Here is a 19940-nt window from a genome sequence, read left to right as displayed (position 1 = left end):
ACCCGTCGCGTCGGCCACGCCCGTCACGAGAGGTGGACCATGCCAGGCGCCGAGTGGGAGATGCTCCTCGACCGGTTGCGCCGTGCCGCGCGCACCGGCCAGGGCCTGAACGGCGTGAGCCCCGGAACCGCCGCACGACTGCTCGGCCACGACGCCATGACCCTGTGCCTGGCCACTCCCCGCGGCCACCTGGAGCTCCTGTGGTCCGACGATGCCGCCGACCGGCTCGGCCCGGCCATGGACGATGTGCAGTACACCCTCGGTGAAGGCCCCACCCTGGAGGCGCTCCGCACCGGCCGTACCGTCACCGAGCCCGATCTGCGGAACGCGCCCGTCGGCCGCCGGCCCCAGTTCCTGCCCACCGCCGCCCGTACCGACGTCCGTACGGTGGTGGCCGTCCCGCTGCTCCTGGGTGTCGTACCCGTCGGCGTCCTGACCGCCTACCGCACCCGTCCCGGTGCCCCGAGCGCCCAGCAGGTGGCGGCGACCGACCGTTTCGCGCGGGCCGCGCTGCATCTGCTGCTGTGCACCTCCCCCGCCCGGCTGCTCACCGGTGAGCACGGCGCCGGGCCGGTCCTGCACCGTGCCGAGGTCCACCAGGCCACCGGTGTCCTCGCCGTCCAGCTCCGCGTCGCCGTCGACCAGGCCCTCCTGCGGTTGCGGGCCCACGCGTACTCCCAGGACCGCGCTCTCCTCGACGTGGCCCGCGATGTCATCGCGCACCGTCTCCGCCTCGACAACGGCTCGCCGTGACGGTTCCCGCACCACCAGGCGCGACCGGATACGGCCGGATACGGCGATCACCGCCCTCCGGGCCGTCCCGGGTGGCGCCGGCCCGCCGACCACCCAGGTGCCCCGGAGAGAATGCGCGTCACGGGAAGAAGGGGTGTGCTGGAGACCCGGCTCCCAGCCGCCCCGTCCTCAGGAGTGATCTGCATGCGTGTACGTCTCGTCCTCGCCGGCGCGGTGCTCGCCGCGGCCACCGTGGTGCCCGCGGCGTCCGCCGCCGTGGCCGACGACAGCCCGGCAGGCGCCGCCTCGAAGACCGGCGTCGGCCCCGGCGCAGGCCCGGACAGCACCGAGTTCGGCGCGGTCCCCCAGGCCAACCGCGAACTCGTCGGCCGCATCATGACCGGCCTGGCCTGAGCCTGCCCCGCCGTTCCGGCGCGGACCGCCACGCGGAGGTGCCGGCCGCGCCGGAGCCATCAGCCGGTCCGGAAGCATCAGCCGGCCCGGAGCCGGAAGACCGTCTCCGGGGCGTCCCCCTCCGCAACGTCGCCGTCCGCGTCCGTCACCGACACCGTACGCAGCCCGCGGCCTCGGCGGCGCGCTCGTCGCGCTCCGCCGACACCACAAAGAACCGCAGCTCGGCGCCGTCGTCGGCGGGCGCGGTGCGGACCCGACCGAACCGGTCGGCGGGGGTCGGCGCCGGCACGTGCAGTGGGATCAGCGCGGAACCGCCGTCGGCCAGGTGGCGGCAGCGTTCCAGCATGTCGGCGGAGGAGTCGACGCCTTCCACGTCCAGTCCGCGGCGACGCGGTGCGAGCAGCGGGTCACCGTCTCCGCAGCCCCGTTCCAGGGCCGGGCCGCCCACTTCGCGGAGTAAAGCCGTATAGGCCTCGGGGTCCGGGGAGAAGGACCGCAGCGGGGCGAGGGACTCGGCGACGAGGCCGGTGCAGAAGTCGGCCGGGTCCACGGACGTTCGCGTTCCGTCCGGTGGGAGACCGGCTTCGCGGATCGAAGCCGGGGGCCGCTGCCGGGTGCCGAGAGCAGCGGCCGCCGACGCAGGGCAGGTGCCCCGAGATCGGCGTCACCAGCGGTTTTCGTGCTACTTCGCCAGGTACCCGCCGTCCACCACATGGTCGCTGCCGGTCATGTACGAGGCGTCGTCGGACACCAGGAACGCGATGAGCGCGGCGACCTCGGCCGGCTGCGCGGTGCGCTGCAACGGCACCGAAGCGATGAGGTTGTCGGTGCTCCCGGGCGGCAGCGAGGTGACCATCGGGGTACCGACGACGCCCGGTGACACCGACAGGACCCGGATGCCGTGGTGCGCGTACTCGCGGGCCGCGGTCCGGGTCAGGGCGAGGACGCCCTGCTTGGCCGCCGCGTAGGCGGCGTGACCGCGAAAGGCCGAATGGGCGGCGATGGAGGAGAGGTTGACGATGACGCCGCCCGTCGCGGCCATCGCGGGGAGCTGGCAGCGCATCGCGTGGAAGACGCCGTAGAGGTTCACCTTGGTGATCGTGTCGAAGTCGGCGGGCGACAGCTCCGCCAGCGGGGTGAGGGGGCCGCTGATCCCGGCGTTGTTGACCGCGATCCGCAGGCCGTCGCCCATGGTGGCGGCCTCCTTGACGACGCCGGTGACGCTGTCCAGGTCGGTGACGTCCACCCGGCGGGCGAGGGCGGTGCCGCCGGCCGCGGTGATCTGCCCGGCCACCCGGGCGGCACCGTCCTCGTCGAGGTCGGCGGCCACCACCACGGCGCCCTCCGCTGCCAGCCGCTCCGCACACACCGCGCCGATTCCGGAGGCGGCGCCGGTCACCAGGGCGACGCGGTCCCGCAGTCGGCCGGGCCGGGTTCCGTCGCCGGGCGTGTGGATGTGCGTGGACATGTGCGGCTCCCGGGGAAGGGCGGAAGTGGTCAGGAGGGACGGGCATGCGCCGTGAGCGGCAACCGGTCCGGGCGCAGGACCGTGCCGACCAGCGGCCGTACGGGCGCGCCGGCGACCGGCTCCAGGCGCCGGCGCGCGGTGAACGCGGCTACCGCCAGCGTCAGTTCCGTCCAGGCGAAGTCCTCGCCGATGCACAGCCGACTGCCCGCGCCGAACGGCAGGTAGGCGTGCCGCGGCGGCTTCGCGCCGGCGTCCGGCGGCCAGCGGTCGGGGCGGAAATGCTCGGGTTCCTCGTACAGGTGCGGGTCGTGGTGCAGTGCGTACGGGCTGAAGAACACCTCGGCACCCGGGACGAGCCGTACGCCGCCGAGTGTGACCGGCCGTACGGCGCGGCGCATCAGCAGCCACGACGGCGGGTGCAGCCGCAGTGTCTCGGTCAGGACCTGCCGGGTGAAGACCAGGGCAGGTACGTCCTCGAAGCGGGGTGGCCGTCCCGCTTCGAGGACGGTGTCGAACTCGTCGTGCAGGCGCCGCTGGACGTCGGGGCGGCGGGAGATCTCGTACAGCGCCCAGGCCAGCGCGGCGCTGACGGTGCCGGTGCCGGCCAGGAAGAGGGTGATCAGCTCGTCGGTCACCTCGGTGTCGGTCAGGGCGCCTTCCGGGCCGCCCGCGAGCAGGAGCATCGAGAGCAGGTCGCCGCGGTCCCGGCCGTCGGCGCGGTAGCTGTCGACGATCCGCTGCTGGACGGCCACCAGCCTGCGCAGCGGACCGGCGTCCGGCGGCCGCCAGCCCGGCAGCAGCGGAAGGCGTTCCGCCCAGGCGTGCAGGGGGGACAGGGCGAGGCGCATCGAGTGGTACTTGACGGTCAGCCAGTCCTTGACGGCGGTGCGCAGCTCGGGGTCCTGGGGGTCCGCGAAAAGGGTGCGGAGCAGGATGTCGAGGGTGAGGCGGTGGATTTCCGGCACCAGGTCGCGTGTGGTGCCGGGTTCCCAGGCGGCGGAGCGTGCCAGGGAGCGTTCGGACATGACGCGGGCGTAACCGGCGATCCGGTCGTGGTGGAAGGCGGGCTGCATCGTGCGGCGGTGGCGGAGGTGGCGGTCCCCGGCAGCGGTGATCAGCCCGTCGCCCAGCGGGACGCGCAGGGCGTCGAACATCGCGCCCTTGTCGAAGGAACGGGCCTGGGCGGTCAGCAGTTCCCGTACCAGCTCGCCGGAGTTGACGACGTGGACCGGCCGCGGGCCGATGTAGACCTTGGTCACCGGTCCGTGGTGCCGCTGCTCGCGGACGAAGCGCAGGGCGTCCCGCCGGAAGCGCGGGGCGTGCCCGGCCAGCGGTACGCGGCCGGGGGCGACGGGCGCTTCGGTGAGGGCGTCGGCGGAGGTGTGCCCGGGGCGCGCGGTCGGCCGTGCACCACTGCTGTTCACGCCGGTCCTCCTGCTGTCCGACCGCAGGACAGCTCCTCCCCGTGCGGCTGGAGGCAGCCGCCCCGCGCGGCGGCGCGAAGCCTGCGCTGCCCGGCGAAGAGGCCCTCCACGGCGAACGCGTGGGTGTGGGTGGGGAAGTGCGTGAGGAGCGGTCGCGGGCCGTACATGAGCGGTACGCCCGGCCAGGTACCGTCGTCGCGCTGGGTCTCCACGAGGTAGGTCAGCCCCGGCGCCCAGAGGTCTTCGTCGCGGAGACCGCCCCGTTCCAGGGCTGTCAGCGCCAGGCCGGTGGCGGCCGGGGTGCTCGGGCCGCCTGCCTCGACGGGCCAGCCGCCGTCGGGGTTACGGGTTCCGGCCAGCTCGCGGGCGGCGGGGTGGCCGTCCGGTGGCGCGGGGGCGTCGAGGGCGGGGAGGACTTCGGCCGTGGCGTACGGGAGGCCCCGGTACCAGCCGGCATGCCAGCGTCCCTGGCCGTCGAGGCGTTCGGTGAGCCAGGCGCGCGCCGCGGCCAGGTCCACGCGGTGGCGGCCGGAGTGACGGGCGAGCGCGGTGACGACATGGGCGATCACGTCGTCCACCGGGGGGTCGCCGGCGGACTGCCAGGTCCGCCAGAGCCCGTCGTCCCGCTGCTGCCGGGCCAGTTGCCGCACGCCGGCGCGGATCACCCCGCCGGAAGCGCCGCTCGCGCCGTCCAGGGCGATCAGGGCGGCTCCGGTGGTGTCGTTGTCGGACTCGACGCCCAGGCGGAACGGCCAGCCGCCGTCCAGGTTCTGTGCCGCGACCAGGTAGGCGACGGCGGCGGGCAGCGCGTGGCGGTCGAAGTCCGGCGCACTCCGGAAGGCGCGCACGGCCAGCGCGGTGTCCCAGACGTCACTGGTGGTGAAGCGCCAGGTGCCGTCGGCGTGTTGGCTGGCGAGCAGGTACTCCGCGCAGCGGCGGGTGGCGGCGGTGCCGGGCGCGGCGGCCTGGAGGGCGAGCGCCGCGAGAGCCGTGGTGACCGGGTTGGCGAAGAAGTCGCCCGCCGGGGACTGCTGGTCGGCGACCGTACGGGCGGCTTGCAGGGCGGCCTGCCGGTCCCCGTGGTGGACCGCCACGAGGGCGTGTGCGGACCAGAGTTCCACGCTCGACCAGCGCTTGAGCCGTCCCGGAGCGGCGACCGCGGTGGCCAACTGCGTACGCAGCGCGTCGGGTGCGGCGCCACCGCGTACCGTCCGGCCGGTGTGCAGGGCGAGGGCCTGGAGGAGCCGGGCCCGGGCCGACAGCGCCGGATCCTCGAAGGCGGGGTGGCTCACGTCGACGGGGCCGTCGGCGCCCAAGGCCAGGGACAGCAGCGCGCTTTCCACGGCACGGGCCACCGGGTGGTGGTCCTGCGGGGCGGCTCCGGATGCGAGCCAGACCCGGCCCCGTGCGGCGGCGTGGCCGGCGCCGGGTTGCGGTGCACGCGCCAGGGCCAGGGTGCACAGCGCGGTCTCGGTGATCCGGGGGTCGGGGTCGGCGAGCCACGAGCCGTTGTCCCGCTGAGTGGTGAGGGCATGCCGGGTGGCGAGGGTGAGGGAACGATTCACCCGTGCTGCGAGCGTGGGTGACAAGCGGGCGACCGGTGGGTGCGGTAACGCGCGTCCTGCTGACATCTTGCCTCGATTTCTGCTCGTCCCGCTCGTGCTCCGTGCGTACGCGCCGTCAGCGCGCCGACCGGTCCCGCGTTCTGCCGGGCGGCCGGGGGACGACCGGGCGGCCCGGCCGCGCGCGGCGGCTCCGGGGCACTCCGGGGTACGGGGCGGCGGACCCCGCCCGAACGCCCGGAACGTAGCCTGACGGCGTGAACACCTCACAGCCGGCCGGCCACCTTCCCTCAGAGATCGTCTCCATGGCGGACACATGCTCGGCCGCCCTGCGAAACATGCCCAGGCTCGAAAACTGGCTCAAAAAGCTCGGTTTACCCGTGGACACCGCGCTGGTCCCCCTGATGTGTCTGCAAACCACGTTCTTCACCCCGTGGCTGCCGCCCGACACCTGTCTGCGGATGTCCCGGCTCACGGTCTGGCTGATGGCGATCGACAACGTCCTGGACGCGCCCGAAGCGCCCGGTTCCCCGGGCCCGGACTGGCCCACGGCCCGCGTCGACGCCTGGCACCGGATCCTCGACGGGCACGACGACGGCAGCGACGACCCCGTGGCGCGCGCTCTGGCCGAGATCATGCGGGACGTGGGCGGCAGCGGACGGCCCGAACTCGTTGCCGCGTGGCGGGAAAGCATGCATCAGACACTGACCGGCATGCGGTTCGAACACGAGACGGCCCGGACGGCGGCCACCGGCGGCACGGCGCCCCGGTTGGCCGACTACCTGCGGCACGGCGCCTGGAGCATCGGCGTCGAACAGCAGGTCACCGCCCTGTGGGCACTCCTGGACGAACCCGGCCCGGCCGGCCGCCTGCCGGTGCTGCGCACCGCGCTGCACGAGGCCGCGATCGCAATCCGCCTGCTCAACGACCTCCGTGGCCACCACCGGGAGCAGGCCGAGGGCAAGCCCGACGCGCTGGCCCTCGGCCTGACCGAGCGGGAGGCGTACGAGCGTGCCGACGCGGGGCTGGAAAGCTGCCTGCGGGCCCTGGCTCCGCTCACCGCGGCCGGGTACGGTTCCGCGGTGGCACTGGAGCGGGTGGTGATCTGGCACGCCCGGATGTACCACCGCTTCGACCCGGTACGGCCCGGCCGGACCGCCGCCCCTCCCCTGCCGGGCAGTACCGCGCCCGCACCGCCCGTCCCCCGGCCGAAGGAGGCCCCGCCCATGGGTACCGAGCAGGACGTCCTGGACGCCGTCGCGTCCGGAGGCACGTACGACACCGCGGAACTCGCCGACCTCTTCGACCGGTTGGAACCCGTCGACACCGCTTTCCTGATCGGTACGTGGCGGGGCGGCGCTTTCGAGCACACCAGCGAGAACGCCGCGTTGCTGGCGAAGATGCGGTGGTACGGCAAACGGTTCGTCGACGCCGACCACGTGGAGCCGCTGCTCTGCCGCGACGAGGACGGCACGGTCCACTCGTACACGGAAAGGGGCCTGGCCTCGCTGCGTGAGGTCGTCCACCGCGGCAAGCAGTCCACGGCGATGGTCTACGACCAGTTGCCGGTCATCGACCACTTCCGCCGTCTCACCGACGACGTCCTGCTGTGCGTGATGGACAAGAAGGGCGATCCGGAGGACTTCTACTTCCACCTCACCCGCGTACCGGAACCCGAGCTACGGACCTGACGTCGGACCACCGGTGACCGGGGCGGCGGGACACCCGCGCCACACCCGCCGCCGTGCTCGCGCCAGGCGGCCGCCAGCCGGCGTACCGCTTCGGGCTCTTGGCAGTCGTCGCGGGAGCGGGGAGCCGTCACTACGGGAGCGGGGAGCCGTCACTCCTGACCGTCCTCCGCCGGCTGCCGGGCCCGCTTGTTGCGCGCGCCCACGACCAGCGCCGTGGCCGCTCCGGTCACCGCGAGCGCTGTCGGGACCATCCAGTTGCGGTTGACGGAGTGGCCGAGCGCGTGGTCGAGGGAGATCCGGCCGGGCCCGGTGATGCTCAGCCCGGTCGTCGTCAGCCCGAGGAAGGCCGGGTGCTCGTAGCCGCCGCTCTGCGCGAAGAACCCGTTGGGGGTGTGTACGGCGGCGGCGCCCGCCATCGCGCCCGCCGCGGCCGCGCCGGCGGCGGGGGTGGCCAGCCCCAGCACCAGCAGTACGCCGCTGCCGGCCTCGGTGAGTCCGGCGACCGTGGCGTTGGCCTTGCCGGGCGCGTAGCCGACGGACTCCATGAACTGGCCGGTGCCCTCGATGCCGCCCCCGCCGAACCAGCCGAAGAGCTTCTGCGCGCCGTGCGCGGCCAGCACACCGCCGGTACCCACACGCAGGAGCAGCAGGCCGAGGTCACGTCGGTCGAAACAGGTCACGATGGGCTCCCGGGGCAGCCGGACAGGGACGGTCCCCTCCCGCCTGCCCATCGTCCCTCCCCCGGCACGCCTCGGGCTCGCCCACTCGGCCGTTCAGGTGACGGTCGCGGAGGGGACCTCGCCCCTCCGTAGGACCTACTTCGCTTCCCGCGGCGCGCGCTCCGACGTACGAGTGCCGTCGTCGAGTTCGCGCAGGAACCAGGTCAGGACAAAGCCGGCCAGCAGCACGGCTCCGGCGGCGAGAAACACGACGTGGAAGCCGTGCGCGAAGGACTCGGTGACCGACTGCGCCAGCCTGGCGTCGATGCCGTGGAGCAAGGACGTGTCGTCGAGGTCGATGCCCGTACCGCGTCCCGACTCGACCATGGCCAGGAAGCGGTGGTTGGCAGGGTCCCCGGTCACCGACGGGTCCGTGAGCAGGCTTTCGAAGCGGCGGGAGTGCAGCAGGTCGGCCAGGCGGCCGAGCGCCACCGCGAACAGGACGGAGAACAGGACCGCGATGCCGGTGGAGCCGCCGATCTGCCGGCACAGGCCGGACGCGCCGTTCGCCACCCCGAGCTGGCTCTTGGGCGCCGCGTTCTGCATGGCCAGGGTGATGACGGTCTGGGACAGTCCGATGCCGATGCCCAGCCAGCCGACGGTCAGGGTCATGCCCCACATCGGGGTCGCGGCGCCGGCCGCGGCGAGCGTCAGCAGCGCTCCGGCCATGGAGCCCAGGCCCACGACGGCGAGCTTCTTGAACCGGCCCGAGGCCGCGATCAGTTTGCCGGACACCACCTGGGAGGCGATGGTGCCCACCATGAACGGGATGACCACCAGCCCCGCCTCGGTCGGGGTCCGCCCCTGCACCAACTGGAGGAAGAGCGGCAGGGTGGTCACCGTACCGAAGATGCCGACGCCGATCGTGAAGTTGACCGCCGAGCACAGGGCGATGCCGCCCCGCCGGAACAGCCGGAGCGGCAGTACGGCCTCGTCGCCGCGCCGCAGCTCGACGGGGACGAACAGCGCCAGTCCGGCCGCGCCCAGCACGAAGAGGACGAGGGAGGCCGGCGCGGTCCAGCCCCAGGACCGGCCCTGTTCGGCCACGATCAGCAGCGGCACCAGGAACAGTGCCAGCGCCGCGGCGCCCAGTACGTCCATGCGGTGTTCGCGGCGCTCGTGCGGCAGGTCGAGGGCCCTGCGTACGGTGACCAGGGCCAGCAACCCCAGTGGCACGTTCAGCAGGAACACCCACCGCCAGCCGGCCACGCCGAACACCTCGCCGGCCTCCGCGAAGGTGCCGCCCGCCAGCGGGCCGACGACACTGGCCGCCACCCAGGCCAGTTGCAGGAAGGCGAAGTAGCGCCCGCGCTCCCGCACCGGCGCGAGATCGGCGACCACCGCGGTGGGCAGGGACATCAGTCCGCCGCCGCCCAGCCCCTGGGCCGCCCGGTAGAGGGCGAGTTCGGTCATCGACCCGGCCGTACCGCACAGGACCGACCCGGCGACGAACACGGCGATCGAGATCAGGTACATCGGCTTGCGCCCGTGGATGTCGGAGAGCTTGCCGTAGAAGGGCATCGCCAGCACGGAGGCGATGAGGTACGCGGTCGTCGCCCAGGCCTGCTCGGTCTGGCCGTGCAGATCGTCCGCGACGGTGCGCATCGCGGTGGCGACGACCGTCTGGTCCAGGGCCGCGAGGAAGACGGCCAGCAGCAGTCCCGACATGGCCGTCAGGATCTGCCGGTGGGTGAACGCCCCGCCTGTCTGGGCGGCCTCGCCGGCGGTGCCCGGATGCGCGGATGACACGGTGCCTCACTCTCCAGGCCGGGGGTCACGGCACCGTCCGCGCAGCTTGCCCGCTGCCCGCTGTCTGCCCGCGGTCGGCGCCCCGGCCGGACGCCGAGCGTAATCACCGGAACGCATTTCGACAAGCCCTTGTCATTCTCCGGAGGGAGCGCCCTTCAGCAGGCCGTTTCCGGAGCCGCGGAAATCCGCGGGGGGCCGGGGACCTACGCTGTGGCCATGGATTCCTCACCCCCGGACGTGGACGCCCTGGTCGAGGTGACCGCCGAGGTCTTCGCGGTCAACGGCCGCCTGCTGCGCGAAGGGGACTGGCTCTCCGCCCACGCGGGGCTGACCTCGGCGCGCTGGCAGGTGGCGGGGCTGCTGCTGGACGGGCCGTCGACGGTGGCCCGCCTGGCCCGGGAACGCGGACTGCGGCGCCAGGCGGTCCAGCAGACCGTCGACCGCCTACGGGCCGAAGGCGTCGTGACGACCCGCCCCAACCCGCAGGACCAGCGCAGCCCGCTGGTCGAACTCACTCCGGGCGGGCGGCAGGCCCTGGACGCTCTGCGCCCCTTGGAACAGCGCTGGCTGGAGCACCTGGCCGGGGACATCCCACCCGAGGACCTGCATGTCGCCCTCTCGGTGCTGCGCAGGCTGCGGGAGAACTTGGACGTCCGGCCGGGGCTGGATGACCGGCCGGTACCGGACGCCCGTCCGACGGCGGAGCCCGGCGCGGAGCAGCGGACCTCCTGATCCCCGAAGCGTTCCCTGCCGTTCGGGACGCCCCCTACCCCGACCGACGCCCCCGCCCATGTCCCCGCGCAGTCAGCACCGAGCACCGCATCAGGAGCCTCTACGTGATCCCCCGCCGCACCCTGCTCACCGCCTCCACCGGCATCGCCACACCGGCTGCCGAGACCGCCCCCTCCTCCCCTCGGCCCCGGCCCGGCGCCCGGACGCCCGACGTCGAGGCTCTCCACCTGGCGCCCGCCCGCGACCAGGTCGCCGCACTGTGCCGACGCGAGATCAGCAGCCGCGACCTCCTGGAGCAGTACCTCCGGCACATCGCACAGGTCAATCCGCACGTCAACGCCATCGTGACCCTCGACGCCGACGCCGCACGCGCCGCCGCGGACCGGGCGGACCGGCACCTCGCCGAAACCGGTCAGCCCCTCGGCCCGCTGCACGGACTCCCGATGACGGTCAAGGACGCCCTGGAGACGGAGGGCATGCGCACCACCAGCGGCTCCCCCGACCTCTCCGGCCACGTACCGGACCGGGACGCCGACGCCGTCGCCCTCCTGCGCGCCGCCGGTGCCGTCCTCGTCGGCAAGACGAACGTGCCGGTCATGTGCCAGGACATCCAGACGTCGAACCCCCTCTTCGGCAAGACGGACAACCCGTACGACGTCACCAGGACCGCGGGCGGCTCCTCCGGTGGCGCGGCCGCCGCCGTCGCCACGGGTCTCACCCGTCTCGAAGTCGGCTCCGACCTCGCCGGTTCGCTGCGCCTGCCGGCCGCGTACTGCGGTGTCCACGCGCTGCGGACTTCCCGCGGCGCCGTGCCCGTCGTGCCCACCCGCGGCCACATCCCCCGCCTGCCCGGCTGGGCCACCAGCAGCGACATGGTCACCCTCGGCCCGATGGCCCGTACGGCCGACGACCTCGACCTCCTCCTGGATGTGCTCGTCGCGCCCGCCCCCGCCGACCGGAGCGGGTGGACGATCACTCTCCCGGCCCCGGTCAAGAGCGAACTCGCCCAGTACCGCGTCGGTGTCTGGGCGGACGACGCCCACTGCCGCGTCGACGCCGCGACCCGCGCCCTCCTCGACCGGGTCAGCACGCTGCTGCGCTCCGTCGGCGCGAGCGTCGACGACGCCACCCGGCCCGTCGACTTCGCCGGGAGCAACACCCTGTTCCAGCGCCTGCTGTTCGCCACCGGCTCCGCCACCGCCACGGACAGCGCGTTCGCCGCCGACGTGGCGGCGGCGGAAAGGACCCCCGCCGACGACCCGGCCGGACTGTTCCTGCGCTCCCGGACGATGCGGCACCGGGACTGGTGCGTCGCCGACGAGGCGCGGCAGCAACTGCGGGCCGCGTGGGCCCGCTACTTCGCCGACCATGACGTCCTGATCACCCCGGCAGCGCCGACGGCGGCCGTGCCCGACCAGACCGGCACCCCGGCGCCACAGCGGTTCATCACGGTGGACGGCGTGCAGCGCCCGTTCTTCGACCAGACGAGCTGGGTCAACCTGGCGAGCCTGGTGGGCCTGCCGTCCGTGGTCGTCCCGGCCGACCGGACCGCCGACGGGCTGCCGCTGGCCGTGCAGATCATCGGCCCCTACCTGGCGGACCGCACACTCGTCGCCATGGCGAAGCAACTCGCGCGGCATCTGCCCGGCCCCGGTCGGCCGCCCGCCCGGACGGCATGAGCCGGTTCAGCCTCCCAGGGCTCCCGGCCTTATGGAAATTTCACCCTGAACAGGCATTAATGTTGCCCGCCACGGCAAGAGTTGCCGTTTGACTTGTTCGACCGAAGAAGGCGTGGCGAGAAGTGGTTGCACCGTCGAAGAAGGCCCTCGTCACGGCCGGGGCCGTGGGCGGAACCGCCCTCGCCACGGCCGGGGTGCTCGCCTTTTCGCTCCGCCCCTCCCCACCGCACGTCGAAAGCGCGCCCAACGCGAGCCACCCGCTCTGCAACGACATCGCCCGGCACTACCCGCGCCGCCTCCTGGGAGAGGACCGAATCGAAGCGCGGGGCACCGGTGTTGCAGTCTGGGGAGATTCGACCGTCATTCTCCGCTGCGGTATGAAACCCCCCAAGCCGACCACCGACTTGTGCCTCAACGTGAACGGAGTGGACTGGGTACTGCGGAGCGATTCGTCGAGCGAGAGCAGGGAGGAGAGTAAAAGCGAGAAGGAGAGCAAGAAAACCCTCATCACCTACGGACGCGATCCCGCCGTCGAAGTGACGGTGACGGCGGACTCGACCACCGCGGCCGGGGACACTCTGGTCGACCTCGGCGACGCGGTGCGGGCGATCCCGCAGAAGTCGAAATGCATTTAACCTCGACCTTTCGTGGGGGAAGTCTCGTTCTGGCACACGCGCGCTTCGACGCGCGCCATGTAGTCCCGGACGAGGGAGACGTACGCGTCGCGAAGGGGCTTCTCCTCCAGGTATCCCATATGGGCCGCGCCGGGCTGCGTCACATGCTCGGAGTCAGGAATCCTGTCGGCGATATCGGCGAGATGCGCGGGAACACATTCGTCGAACTCGCCGCCGAGAACGAGTGTCGGCACCCGGATCCGCTCCAGCGCGTCGAAGATGTCCCAGTCCTTGAGAGCGCCGGTGACGTGGTAGTCCGCATGCCCGATCATGGTCCGGAACGTCGTCACACTCATGAGTCCCGGGTCCAGGCTCATGGCAGAGGTACGCAGTACGCACGCGCGCAGGTACTCCTCTTGGGCCACCCGGTAATCGGGATCGCCGGTCTCACCTCTCAGCTCCCGGCCGTAGGTGCGGTCGAGTACATCGCCCGGCAGTTCCGCCATCAGGTCGCGGACCTCCCGCTCGAACCGTGGCACGCTCGCCAGGCCGTTGGCGCAGATCAGGCTGGTCCATTCCGGCGCCCGCTCGGCGGCGTACTGAAGGCCGAGCATCGCTCCCCAGGAGTGGCCGTAGACGTGCGGGCGTTCCAGGCCGAGCCCTTCGGAAACCGCGCCCAGTTCGTCGAGGAAGCGGTCCACCGTCAGCAGCGAGATGTCGTCGACCGGGTCCGAACGCCCTACCCCCAACTGGTCGTACCAGACGACCTCACGCTCCTGGGCGAGCGGGGTGAAAGCGTCGAACAGCAGATCACTCGGGTAACCCGGGCCGCCATGGACGAGCAGCAGCGGCGCGCCACCGCTGCCCGTTCTGCGGTACCACACCTTTCCTCCCGGTACGGAAATTCTGCCTTCCCTCATACCGCCTCCACTTCATGGGAACCCTCTTCCGTCCGGCCGTCGACGAGATATCCGTCGAACCGGTTCGGTGACCCCAAACATAGGAAAGAAGACCCGAAGAGATAAGGCTTGACTTCATGCCGCACTGCGGGCAGTCCGACAACGAGGACGAAAAACCCGCACGTCAGAGAGGTGGCGACACATTCGCGAGGTCATTTCCGGGCGGAAAATCGGTGGTCGGGCCCGTGGGGATCGCTGCGGATCCGCTCTCTGCGGCAGGCGAGGTCAGCCGGCTCCCCAGCCGCCGTCCAGCGGGACGGAAGCGCCGTTGAGGTACGCGGTGTGCGGGGAGCACAGCCACAGCACGGCCGCGGCGACCTCCTCGGGCTCCAGGAGCCGCTTGATCGGCGACCGGGCCAGCAGGACGTCGGCGAGCACCTTCGAGGCGTCGATCCCATGAGCCGCGGCCTGGTCGCCGACCTGTTTTTCGACCAGGGGCGTCCGCACGTAACCGGGGTTGACGCAGTTGCTCGTCACGCCGTGCTCCGCCCCTTCGATGGCGGTGACCTTGCTCAGCCCTTCCAGAGCGTGCTTCGCGGCGACATAGGCGCTCTTGTAGGCGCTCGCCCGCAGTCCGTGGACGCTGGAGATGTTGACGACGCGGCCCCAGCCGTTCGCGTACATGTGCGGCAGTGTGCGGCGCAGCAGCAGGAACGGCGCGGTGACCATCACCTGCTGCATGAGCGCGAACCGCTCCGGAGGGAACTCGGTGAGCGGAGCCACATGCTGGAATCCGGCGTTGTTGACGAGGATGTCGACCTCGGCGGGCAAGGACTCGATCGCCGCCGGATCGGCCAGGTCGACGACGTGCGCCCGGCCGCCGGTCTCCGCGGCAACGGCCTTGGCCGACTCGCCGTCCTTGTCGACCACGTGCACCGTGGCGTGCGCCGCCGCCAGCGCCACCGCGCACGCCTTGCCGATGCCACTGCCGCCGCCGGTCACCAGAGCGGTACGTCCGCCGAGGTGCACGTCGGCGGAGGGCAGGGATGCGGGGGCGGAGGCGGAAGCGGGAAAGACGTTCGTCATGGGTGGCAACGGTAAGGGGTGCCGGTGCTTCGCGGATATGGGTACGCGGATTGCGGGAGTGGCCGGCCCGATGCGGTGGGCGGGGAGGGCGAGGGGACTTATCCGTCGTACCGGAGGGGTGCCACCCTGCCGCGATGTGGCAGGCCCCACAGCGCCGCGCAGGCGCGCGCGATCTCCAGAAGTGCCAAGTCCCGGTTCGCAGGGGCCTGGAGGTCGATGCCGAAGGGGAGCCCGTGGGCGTCGCGCACGGCGGGCAGGGTGATGGCGGGCCAGCCGACGATGCTCGACGGGTCGGTGTTGCGCAGGAGGGCGGGGAACGCCGGTACCGGGCGGCCTGCGAGCAGGATGTGTTCGCCGGGGAGCAGGCGTGGCGCGGTCACGGGGGCGGTGGGCACCAGGAGTGCGTCGAGCCGGCGGTCCGCGAGGTGGGTGTGCAACAGGGCGTTCAGCGCGGGCCGGTGGACCGTCAGTGCCTGCTCGTACGCGTCTCCGGTCGGTCCGTGACCGGGCAGCGGGCGCAGGAGCCGGGCGACGTCCGGGCTCGCGATCAGGGCCGCGACATCGGGGAAGCACAGGGGCAGCCCGTGCTCGCGGAGATACCCGTCGAGGGCGCGGGACACCTCGTACAAGGCGATGGGCAGCCCGGCGGCCGCCACGTGGGTCGGTGTCCCGGCGGGCAGATCGTCCTCGACGATGGTGGCTCCGGCGGCGGCGAGTTGGGCGAGCCGGGCGTCCAGTGCCGCGAGCAGCGGCGGGGCGATGCCGTCCCGGAAGGGGTGCCGTGGAGCGCCGAACCGCAGGCCGCGCAGCACGGTACGGGGATCGGGCGGCGCCGCCGAGCGCGCGGGGCGGGCGGGGCGCGTGCCGGTGATGACGGCGTCCAGGAGGCAGACGTCCTCGACGGTGTGCGCCAGGACGCCGATGGTGTCCCGGGTCCACGACAGGGGCAGCACGCCCCGCGCGGGATAACGGCCGGTCGTCGGACGGAAACCCACCACCCCGCACAGGGCGGCCGGGAGGCGTACGGAACACCCGGTCTCGGTGCCGAGCCCGGCCGTGACCAGACCGGCCGCCACGGCTGCGGCGGTACCGCCGCTGCTGCCGCCCGCCAGACCGTCGGGCCGCCAGGGGTTGCGCACCCGGCCGTACGCGTGATTGTCGCTGGTCGCGCCGAAGGCGAGTTCGTGCATATTGGCTTTGCCCAGGACGATCGCTCCCGCGTCGCGCAGTGCCCGCACCGCGGTGGCGTCGTGCGCCGGGCGGTGCTGACGCAGCGCCGGTGTCCCGCCGGTGGTGGGCAGACCCGCCACGTCGATGTTGTCCTTGACCGCCAGGAGCACGCCCTGCAAAGGGAGTTGAGTGTCGGTACGGGTGCGGCCGGAGGTGCCGTGCCGGGCTTGCGGGGCATTCGGGGCGGGCGGAGTTTCGTCCGTCCTGGCCGCCCGGTCGGCGCGCTCGGCATCGGCGAGGACGGTCGCCGGCTCCACGCTGATGAAGGCGCGCAGGTCACGGGCGTGGGACAGGCGACGGGGCTGGAGCGCCCTGGCCGCGTGTCCGCGCGCCGTCAGCCGTCCCGCCGCCACCTCGGCGGCCACCTCGTACACCGTCCGCGGGGCGGGGCCATCGTCGGCGGTAGCGGTCATCGTCCCGTCCCCTTCCGAGGTGTGCCGGCCAGTATGACAGCGCGGAGGGGCCCGATTCGGGTGCGACTCCCCTGGGCCGGCCGGCACGGAGGTCAGGCCGTCCGACGGCTCACCCGCTCGCCGGGGCCAGCGACGTGACGAGGTCGGAGGCGGCCGGCAGCACGGCCGTACCGGCCTCCAGGCCCGCCGGGTGCAGCGCGTACACCTCTGCCTGCGCGGCCAGTGGAACGTCCCCGCGCAGCAGGTACGCCAGCCGCGCCCGGCCGAGGTCCGGGGCCGGGCCGGAACCGTCGTCGGTCGCCGGGGTGCCGATCCGGCCGGCGAACGCCTCGGTGTCCTCGCCGTCGCGGCGCCGGTAGGTGCTCCGCGAACCGTCGTGGTGGCGTACGACCACGGTGCTCGCGCGGGCGGCGGCCTGCCAGGTGGCCAGCTCGCCCAGGCCGACCCGCGCCCCGGAGGTGAACAGGCCGGTCGGGCCCCGGCCGAGGGCGGCCAGGGCGTCCACGTGGCGGTGTACGGCGTGGTGGGTCCCGGTGACGCCCTGGGCGACGTCGAGCCAGCGCATCGTACGGCCCGTCACGTCGATCACCACCGGGACCGCGACGCGGGCGCCGCCCGTGAGGTCGAAGCGCTGCTCGACCTGACGCGGGTCGAACACCGGGCCCGCCGTGCCGGGTCGGTCACGGACCATCAGCCCGGCGAACGCCTCGGCGAGGTCCTCGAAGGGCACGTCGCTGAAGGCGAAGACCACGGCCACGACGTAGCGGACACCCGCCGCGTCCAGTTGCTCCAGGTCGAGGTCGACGAACTCGGCCGCGCCGCGGGGCGCCGGGGCGCTGGTCAGGTCGCCGGAGTGCACGGCGGCGGTTTCGGCGTAGCGCGGGCTGGTGTAGTCGCAGGTGCCGGCGTGCTGCCAGTCCGCGGTGTACATCGCGGCGGACAGGTCCAGGTCGGTACGGCCGGAGGCGGCGCTCTCCATCCAGTGCAGGAACAGGCGGAGCGTACGGCCCTCGGGCAGGGGCAGTTCACTGCCGCGCGGCAGGGTCACGAGGGCGCGGGAAGCAGTCCGTTCCGCGAACGGCGCCATGACACCGTTCAGGTCGGCGTCGACCACCGCCAGCTCGACCGCCGGCCGGGCGGCCGCGCGGCGCAGCACCTCTCCGGTCAGGACGGACACCGTACGGTCGACGGCGTCCGCCGGCAGCGGGGCGCGCTCGTCCTGGACGATGTGCGCCTTGGCGTTGCCGCCCTTGGGGAAGAACACCCGGTCGTGCCCCGGCGTCGCCCGGGTCCGGGCCTCAGCGAGGGCCGAGAGCAGTACGGCCGGGGACACCCGCCGTACGGCCTTCTCCAGCGCGGCGAGGACGGCGCCGGTGCCGTTGTCCGGCAGGGCGTCGGCGGACGGAGTGTTGGCGGTGAGGCCGAGGTCCTATCGGTTTTCCGGGGGGGCCAAGGAGCGGGGAGGGACGGTGAACCGGTGCGGACGGTGACCGGATCGGAAGCGGCCGGATCGGGCCGTGGCCGGATCGGGTGGTGCCTTCGACACCCGCGTCCCCTTCCAGGCCCGCTACCTATCCCACATGACCACTTGCCTAAAGCGTTTAGGTAAGTGCATACTCGGTTAGGAAGAATCTCATCCGCATTAGCTGTACGGAAGGAAGACCATGGCGCCGCGCGTAGGGCTCACCCCGGACCGGCTGACCCGGGCGGGTGCGGAGCTGGCCGACGAGGCCGGGTTCGAGGAGGTGACCGTCTCGGCGCTCGCGCGGCGTTTCGGTGTCAAGGTCGCGAGCCTGTACTCGCACGTGAAGAACTCGCACGACCTCAAGACCCGGATCGCCCTGCTCGCCCTGGAAGAACTCGCCGACCGGGGCGCCGCCGCACTGGCCGGGCGGGCGGGCAAGGACGCCCTGGCCGCGCTGGCCAACGTCTACCGCGACTACGCACGGGAGCACCCCGGCCGGTATGCCGCGGCGCAGTTGAGACTCGACCCGGCGACGGCCGCCGCCAGCGCCGGTGTCCGGCACGCCCGGATGACCCGGGCGATCCTGCGCGGATACGACCTGACGGAGCCGGACCAGACGCACGCCGTCCGGCTGCTGGGCAGCGTCTTCCACGGCTACGTCAGCCTGGAGCTGGGCGGCGGGTTCAGCCACAGCGCCCCCGACTCCGACGAGACCTGGTCCCGGGTCCTGGACGCCCTCGACGCCCTGCTGCGGAACTGGCCGGCGCCACAGCGGCCCTGACGGAACCCGGCGAAACCCCCGGGCCGTACGGGCCGCCCGGAACACCCGCGACGCTCGCGGTACCCGAAACACTTCGATCAACAGGTTGAGACCATGCGCACCGACAGCAACTGGACCCTTACCCCCGTCACCGCGGGCCTCCTCCGCGGCGCCCTGGACGTGGAGCGCACCGAGCAGGGTGTGCTGCCGCACCGGCTGCCCGCCTGGGCCCGCGCCCAGAACACCGACGGGCAACTGGCCATGGCCGAGTCCCAGACCTCCGGCGTGCGGCTGGCCTTCCGCACTCGGGCGACCGTCCTCGAACTGGACACCCGGCCCACCAAGCGGGTCTACACGGGCGCCCCGCCCCGTCCGGACGGCGTGTACGAGCTGGTCGTCGACGGCCGTCCGGCCGGGCGGGCGAGCGTCACGGGCGGCAACACGCTGACCATCGACATGGCCGCCGGAACCGCCGAACACCGGCCCGGCCCGGCCGGCACCCTGCGCTTCGACGGCCTGTCCGGCGAGCTCAAGGACATCGAGATCTGGCTGCCGCACAACGAGACGACCGAACTCCTCGTCCTGCGCACCGACGCCCCCGTCGAGCCCGCGCCGGACCGGGGCCGCAAGGTGTGGCTGCACCACGGCAGTTCGATCAGCCACGGTTCCGACGCCGCCGGCCCGACCACGACCTGGCCCGCGCTGGCCGCCTCCCTGGGCGGCGTGGAACTCGTCAACCTGGGGCTGGCCGGCGCCGCGCTGCTCGACCCGTTCACCGCCCGTACGCTGCGGGACGCCCCCGCCGACCTGATCAGCGTCAAGATCGGCATCAACGTGGTCAACGCCGACCTGATGCGGCTGCGTGCCTTCGGGCCCGCCGTCCACGGATTCCTCGACACCATCCGCGAGGGCCACCCGACCACACCACTGCTGGTCGTCTCCCCCATCCTGTGCCCGATCCACGAGGACACCCCGGGGCCCAGCGCCCCGGACTTCTCCACGGCGAGCACCGGGCAACTGCGCTTCCGGGCCATGGGCGACCCGGCGGAACGCGCGGCCGGAAAGCTGACCTTGAACGTCATCCGGGCGGAACTGGCACGGATCGTGGCGCAGCGGGCGGCCCAGGACCCGCATCTGCACCACCTCGACGGCCGCGAGCTGTACGGCGAGGCGGACTTCGCCGAGCTGCCGCTGCCCGACGCCCTGCACCCGGACGCCGCCACCCACCGCCGGATCGGCGAACGCTTCGCCAAGCTGGTCTTCAGCGGCAACGGCGCCTTCGCGGGCCGGAACGGCGCCTGAC

Annotated in this window: 18 protein-coding genes; 8 read left to right on the top strand and 10 right to left on the bottom strand. The window is 73.0% G+C overall.

Annotated elements, in window-relative coordinates; genetic code table 11:
• Positions 1-39: 39 nt before the first annotated feature.
• Positions 40-753 carry a GAF and ANTAR domain-containing protein gene (locus AB0A97_RS18350; protein WP_361150662.1) on the top strand — a complete coding sequence of 238 codons (714 nt, stop codon included), beginning with the start codon at positions 40-42 and terminating at the stop codon, positions 751-753.
• 183 nt (positions 754-936) lie between these two features.
• Positions 937-1146: a hypothetical protein gene (locus AB0A97_RS18345; protein WP_361150659.1), complete on the top strand. Its 210-nt coding sequence runs from the start codon at positions 937-939 to the stop codon at positions 1144-1146.
• A 145-nt stretch (positions 1147-1291) separates the two neighbouring features.
• Here AB0A97_RS18345 and AB0A97_RS18340 read toward each other — a convergent pair whose 3' ends face one another.
• The 4 genes from AB0A97_RS18340 to AB0A97_RS18325 all read right to left on the bottom strand — a co-directional run bounded on the left by AB0A97_RS18340 (position 1292) and on the right by AB0A97_RS18325 (position 5603).
• Entirely contained in the window at positions 1292-1696 is a 405-nt protein-coding gene (locus AB0A97_RS18340; RefSeq protein WP_361150656.1) for a class I SAM-dependent methyltransferase, read from the bottom strand.
• A 132-nt stretch (positions 1697-1828) separates the two neighbouring features.
• On the bottom strand, positions 1829-2614 hold the full coding sequence (locus tag AB0A97_RS18335) for an SDR family NAD(P)-dependent oxidoreductase (RefSeq protein ID WP_361150654.1): 786 nt from the start codon (positions 2612-2614) through the stop codon (positions 1829-1831).
• A 29-nt stretch (positions 2615-2643) separates the two neighbouring features.
• Positions 2644-4038 carry a cytochrome P450 gene (locus tag AB0A97_RS18330; protein ID WP_361150652.1) on the bottom strand — a complete coding sequence of 465 codons (1395 nt, stop codon included), beginning with the start codon at positions 4036-4038 and terminating at the stop codon, positions 2644-2646.
• A complete protein-coding gene (locus tag AB0A97_RS18325; protein WP_361150649.1) occupies positions 4035-5603 on the bottom strand; it encodes a prenyltransferase/squalene oxidase repeat-containing protein in 1569 nt (522 codons plus the stop codon). The genes AB0A97_RS18330 and AB0A97_RS18325 overlap by 4 nt, the downstream gene beginning before the upstream one ends.
• A 335-nt stretch (positions 5604-5938) precedes the next feature.
• On the opposite strand from AB0A97_RS18325, the gene AB0A97_RS18320 reads away from it, so the two are divergent.
• On the top strand, positions 5939-7291 hold the full coding sequence (locus AB0A97_RS18320) for a DUF4334 domain-containing protein (RefSeq protein ID WP_361150647.1): 1353 nt from the start codon (positions 5939-5941) through the stop codon (positions 7289-7291).
• A gap of 149 nt (positions 7292-7440) precedes the next feature.
• Here AB0A97_RS18320 and AB0A97_RS18315 read toward each other — a convergent pair whose 3' ends face one another.
• Both AB0A97_RS18315 and otr(B) read right to left on the bottom strand, forming a co-directional pair.
• Positions 7441-7971, bottom strand: a complete 531-nt coding sequence (locus AB0A97_RS18315; RefSeq protein WP_361150644.1) for a DoxX family protein — start codon at positions 7969-7971, stop codon at positions 7441-7443.
• Between the two features lie 135 nt (positions 7972-8106).
• Positions 8107-9759: an oxytetracycline resistance efflux MFS transporter OtrB gene (gene otr(B) / locus AB0A97_RS18310; protein ID WP_361150642.1), complete on the bottom strand. Its 1653-nt coding sequence runs from the start codon at positions 9757-9759 to the stop codon at positions 8107-8109.
• 216 nt (positions 9760-9975) lie between these two features.
• On the opposite strand from otr(B), the gene AB0A97_RS18305 reads away from it, so the two are divergent.
• The 3 genes from AB0A97_RS18305 (at position 9976) to AB0A97_RS18295 (ending at position 12805) form a co-directional block, all read left to right on the top strand.
• Positions 9976-10491, top strand: a complete 516-nt coding sequence (locus tag AB0A97_RS18305; RefSeq protein ID WP_361150640.1) for a MarR family winged helix-turn-helix transcriptional regulator — start codon at positions 9976-9978, stop codon at positions 10489-10491.
• 104 nt (positions 10492-10595) lie between these two features.
• A complete protein-coding gene (locus AB0A97_RS18300; RefSeq protein WP_361150637.1) occupies positions 10596-12170 on the top strand; it encodes an amidase in 1575 nt (524 codons plus the stop codon).
• 122 nt (positions 12171-12292) lie between these two features.
• Entirely contained in the window at positions 12293-12805 is a 513-nt protein-coding gene (locus AB0A97_RS18295) for a DUF3515 family protein (RefSeq protein ID WP_361150635.1), read from the top strand.
• On the opposite strand, the gene AB0A97_RS18290 is transcribed toward AB0A97_RS18295, so the two are convergent.
• The 4 genes from AB0A97_RS18290 to AB0A97_RS18275 all read right to left on the bottom strand — a co-directional run bounded on the left by AB0A97_RS18290 (position 12802) and on the right by AB0A97_RS18275 (position 17745).
• Positions 12802-13704, bottom strand: a complete 903-nt coding sequence (locus AB0A97_RS18290; protein WP_361150633.1) for a proline iminopeptidase-family hydrolase — start codon at positions 13702-13704, stop codon at positions 12802-12804. The two genes, AB0A97_RS18295 and AB0A97_RS18290, sit on opposite strands and share 4 nt — an antisense overlap.
• 264 nt (positions 13705-13968) lie before the next feature.
• Complete coding sequence (locus tag AB0A97_RS18285) at positions 13969-14769, bottom strand: 3-hydroxybutyrate dehydrogenase (RefSeq protein ID WP_361150631.1); 801 nt, start codon at positions 14767-14769, stop codon at positions 13969-13971.
• Positions 14770-14867: 98 nt separating this feature from the next.
• Positions 14868-16412 carry an amidase family protein gene (locus AB0A97_RS18280; RefSeq protein ID WP_361150628.1) on the bottom strand — a complete coding sequence of 515 codons (1545 nt, stop codon included), beginning with the start codon at positions 16410-16412 and terminating at the stop codon, positions 14868-14870.
• A 109-nt stretch (positions 16413-16521) separates the two neighbouring features.
• Positions 16522-17745, bottom strand: a complete 1224-nt coding sequence (locus AB0A97_RS18275) for a TerD family protein (protein ID WP_361150626.1) — start codon at positions 17743-17745, stop codon at positions 16522-16524.
• 331 nt (positions 17746-18076) lie between these two features.
• Between AB0A97_RS18275 and AB0A97_RS18270 the strand changes: the two genes are divergently transcribed.
• Positions 18077-18658 carry a WHG domain-containing protein gene (locus AB0A97_RS18270; RefSeq protein ID WP_361150624.1) on the top strand — a complete coding sequence of 194 codons (582 nt, stop codon included), beginning with the start codon at positions 18077-18079 and terminating at the stop codon, positions 18656-18658.
• Positions 18659-18751: 93 nt separating this feature from the next.
• Positions 18752-19939, top strand: a complete 1188-nt coding sequence (locus tag AB0A97_RS18265; protein ID WP_361150622.1) for a GDSL-type esterase/lipase family protein — start codon at positions 18752-18754, stop codon at positions 19937-19939.
• Position 19940: the final 1 nt, after the last annotated feature.

It is taken from the genome of Streptomyces sp. NPDC045470, assembly GCF_040646595.1.
In the GTDB taxonomy this organism is placed as follows: Bacteria; Actinomycetota; Actinomycetes; order Streptomycetales; family Streptomycetaceae; genus Streptomyces.
Note: the sequence above shows the minus strand (reverse complement) of the source record. Positions and strands in the feature narration are given on the sequence as shown.

Excerpts from the sequence above, each read along its gene's own strand:
- AB0A97_RS18350 (WP_361150662.1), top strand. The coding sequence starts at position 40 with ATGCCAGGCGCCGAGTGGGAGATGCTCCTCGACCGGTTGCGCCGTGCC.
- AB0A97_RS18345 (WP_361150659.1), top strand. The coding sequence starts at position 937 with ATGCGTGTACGTCTCGTCCTCGCCGGCGCGGTGCTCGCCGCGGCCACC.
- AB0A97_RS18335 (WP_361150654.1), bottom strand. The coding sequence starts at position 2,614 with ATGTCCACGCACATCCACACGCCCGGCGACGGAACCCGGCCCGGCCGA.
- AB0A97_RS18320 (WP_361150647.1), top strand. The coding sequence starts at position 5,939 with ATGCCCAGGCTCGAAAACTGGCTCAAAAAGCTCGGTTTACCCGTGGAC.
- AB0A97_RS18305 (WP_361150640.1), top strand. The coding sequence starts at position 9,976 with ATGGATTCCTCACCCCCGGACGTGGACGCCCTGGTCGAGGTGACCGCC.
- AB0A97_RS18290 (WP_361150633.1), bottom strand. The coding sequence starts at position 13,704 with ATGAGGGAAGGCAGAATTTCCGTACCGGGAGGAAAGGTGTGGTACCGC.
- AB0A97_RS18285 (WP_361150631.1), bottom strand. The coding sequence starts at position 14,769 with ATGACGAACGTCTTTCCCGCTTCCGCCTCCGCCCCCGCATCCCTGCCC.
- AB0A97_RS18280 (WP_361150628.1), bottom strand. The coding sequence starts at position 16,412 with ATGACCGCTACCGCCGACGATGGCCCCGCCCCGCGGACGGTGTACGAG.
- AB0A97_RS18270 (WP_361150624.1), top strand. The coding sequence starts at position 18,077 with ATGGCGCCGCGCGTAGGGCTCACCCCGGACCGGCTGACCCGGGCGGGT.
- AB0A97_RS18265 (WP_361150622.1), top strand. The coding sequence starts at position 18,752 with ATGCGCACCGACAGCAACTGGACCCTTACCCCCGTCACCGCGGGCCTC.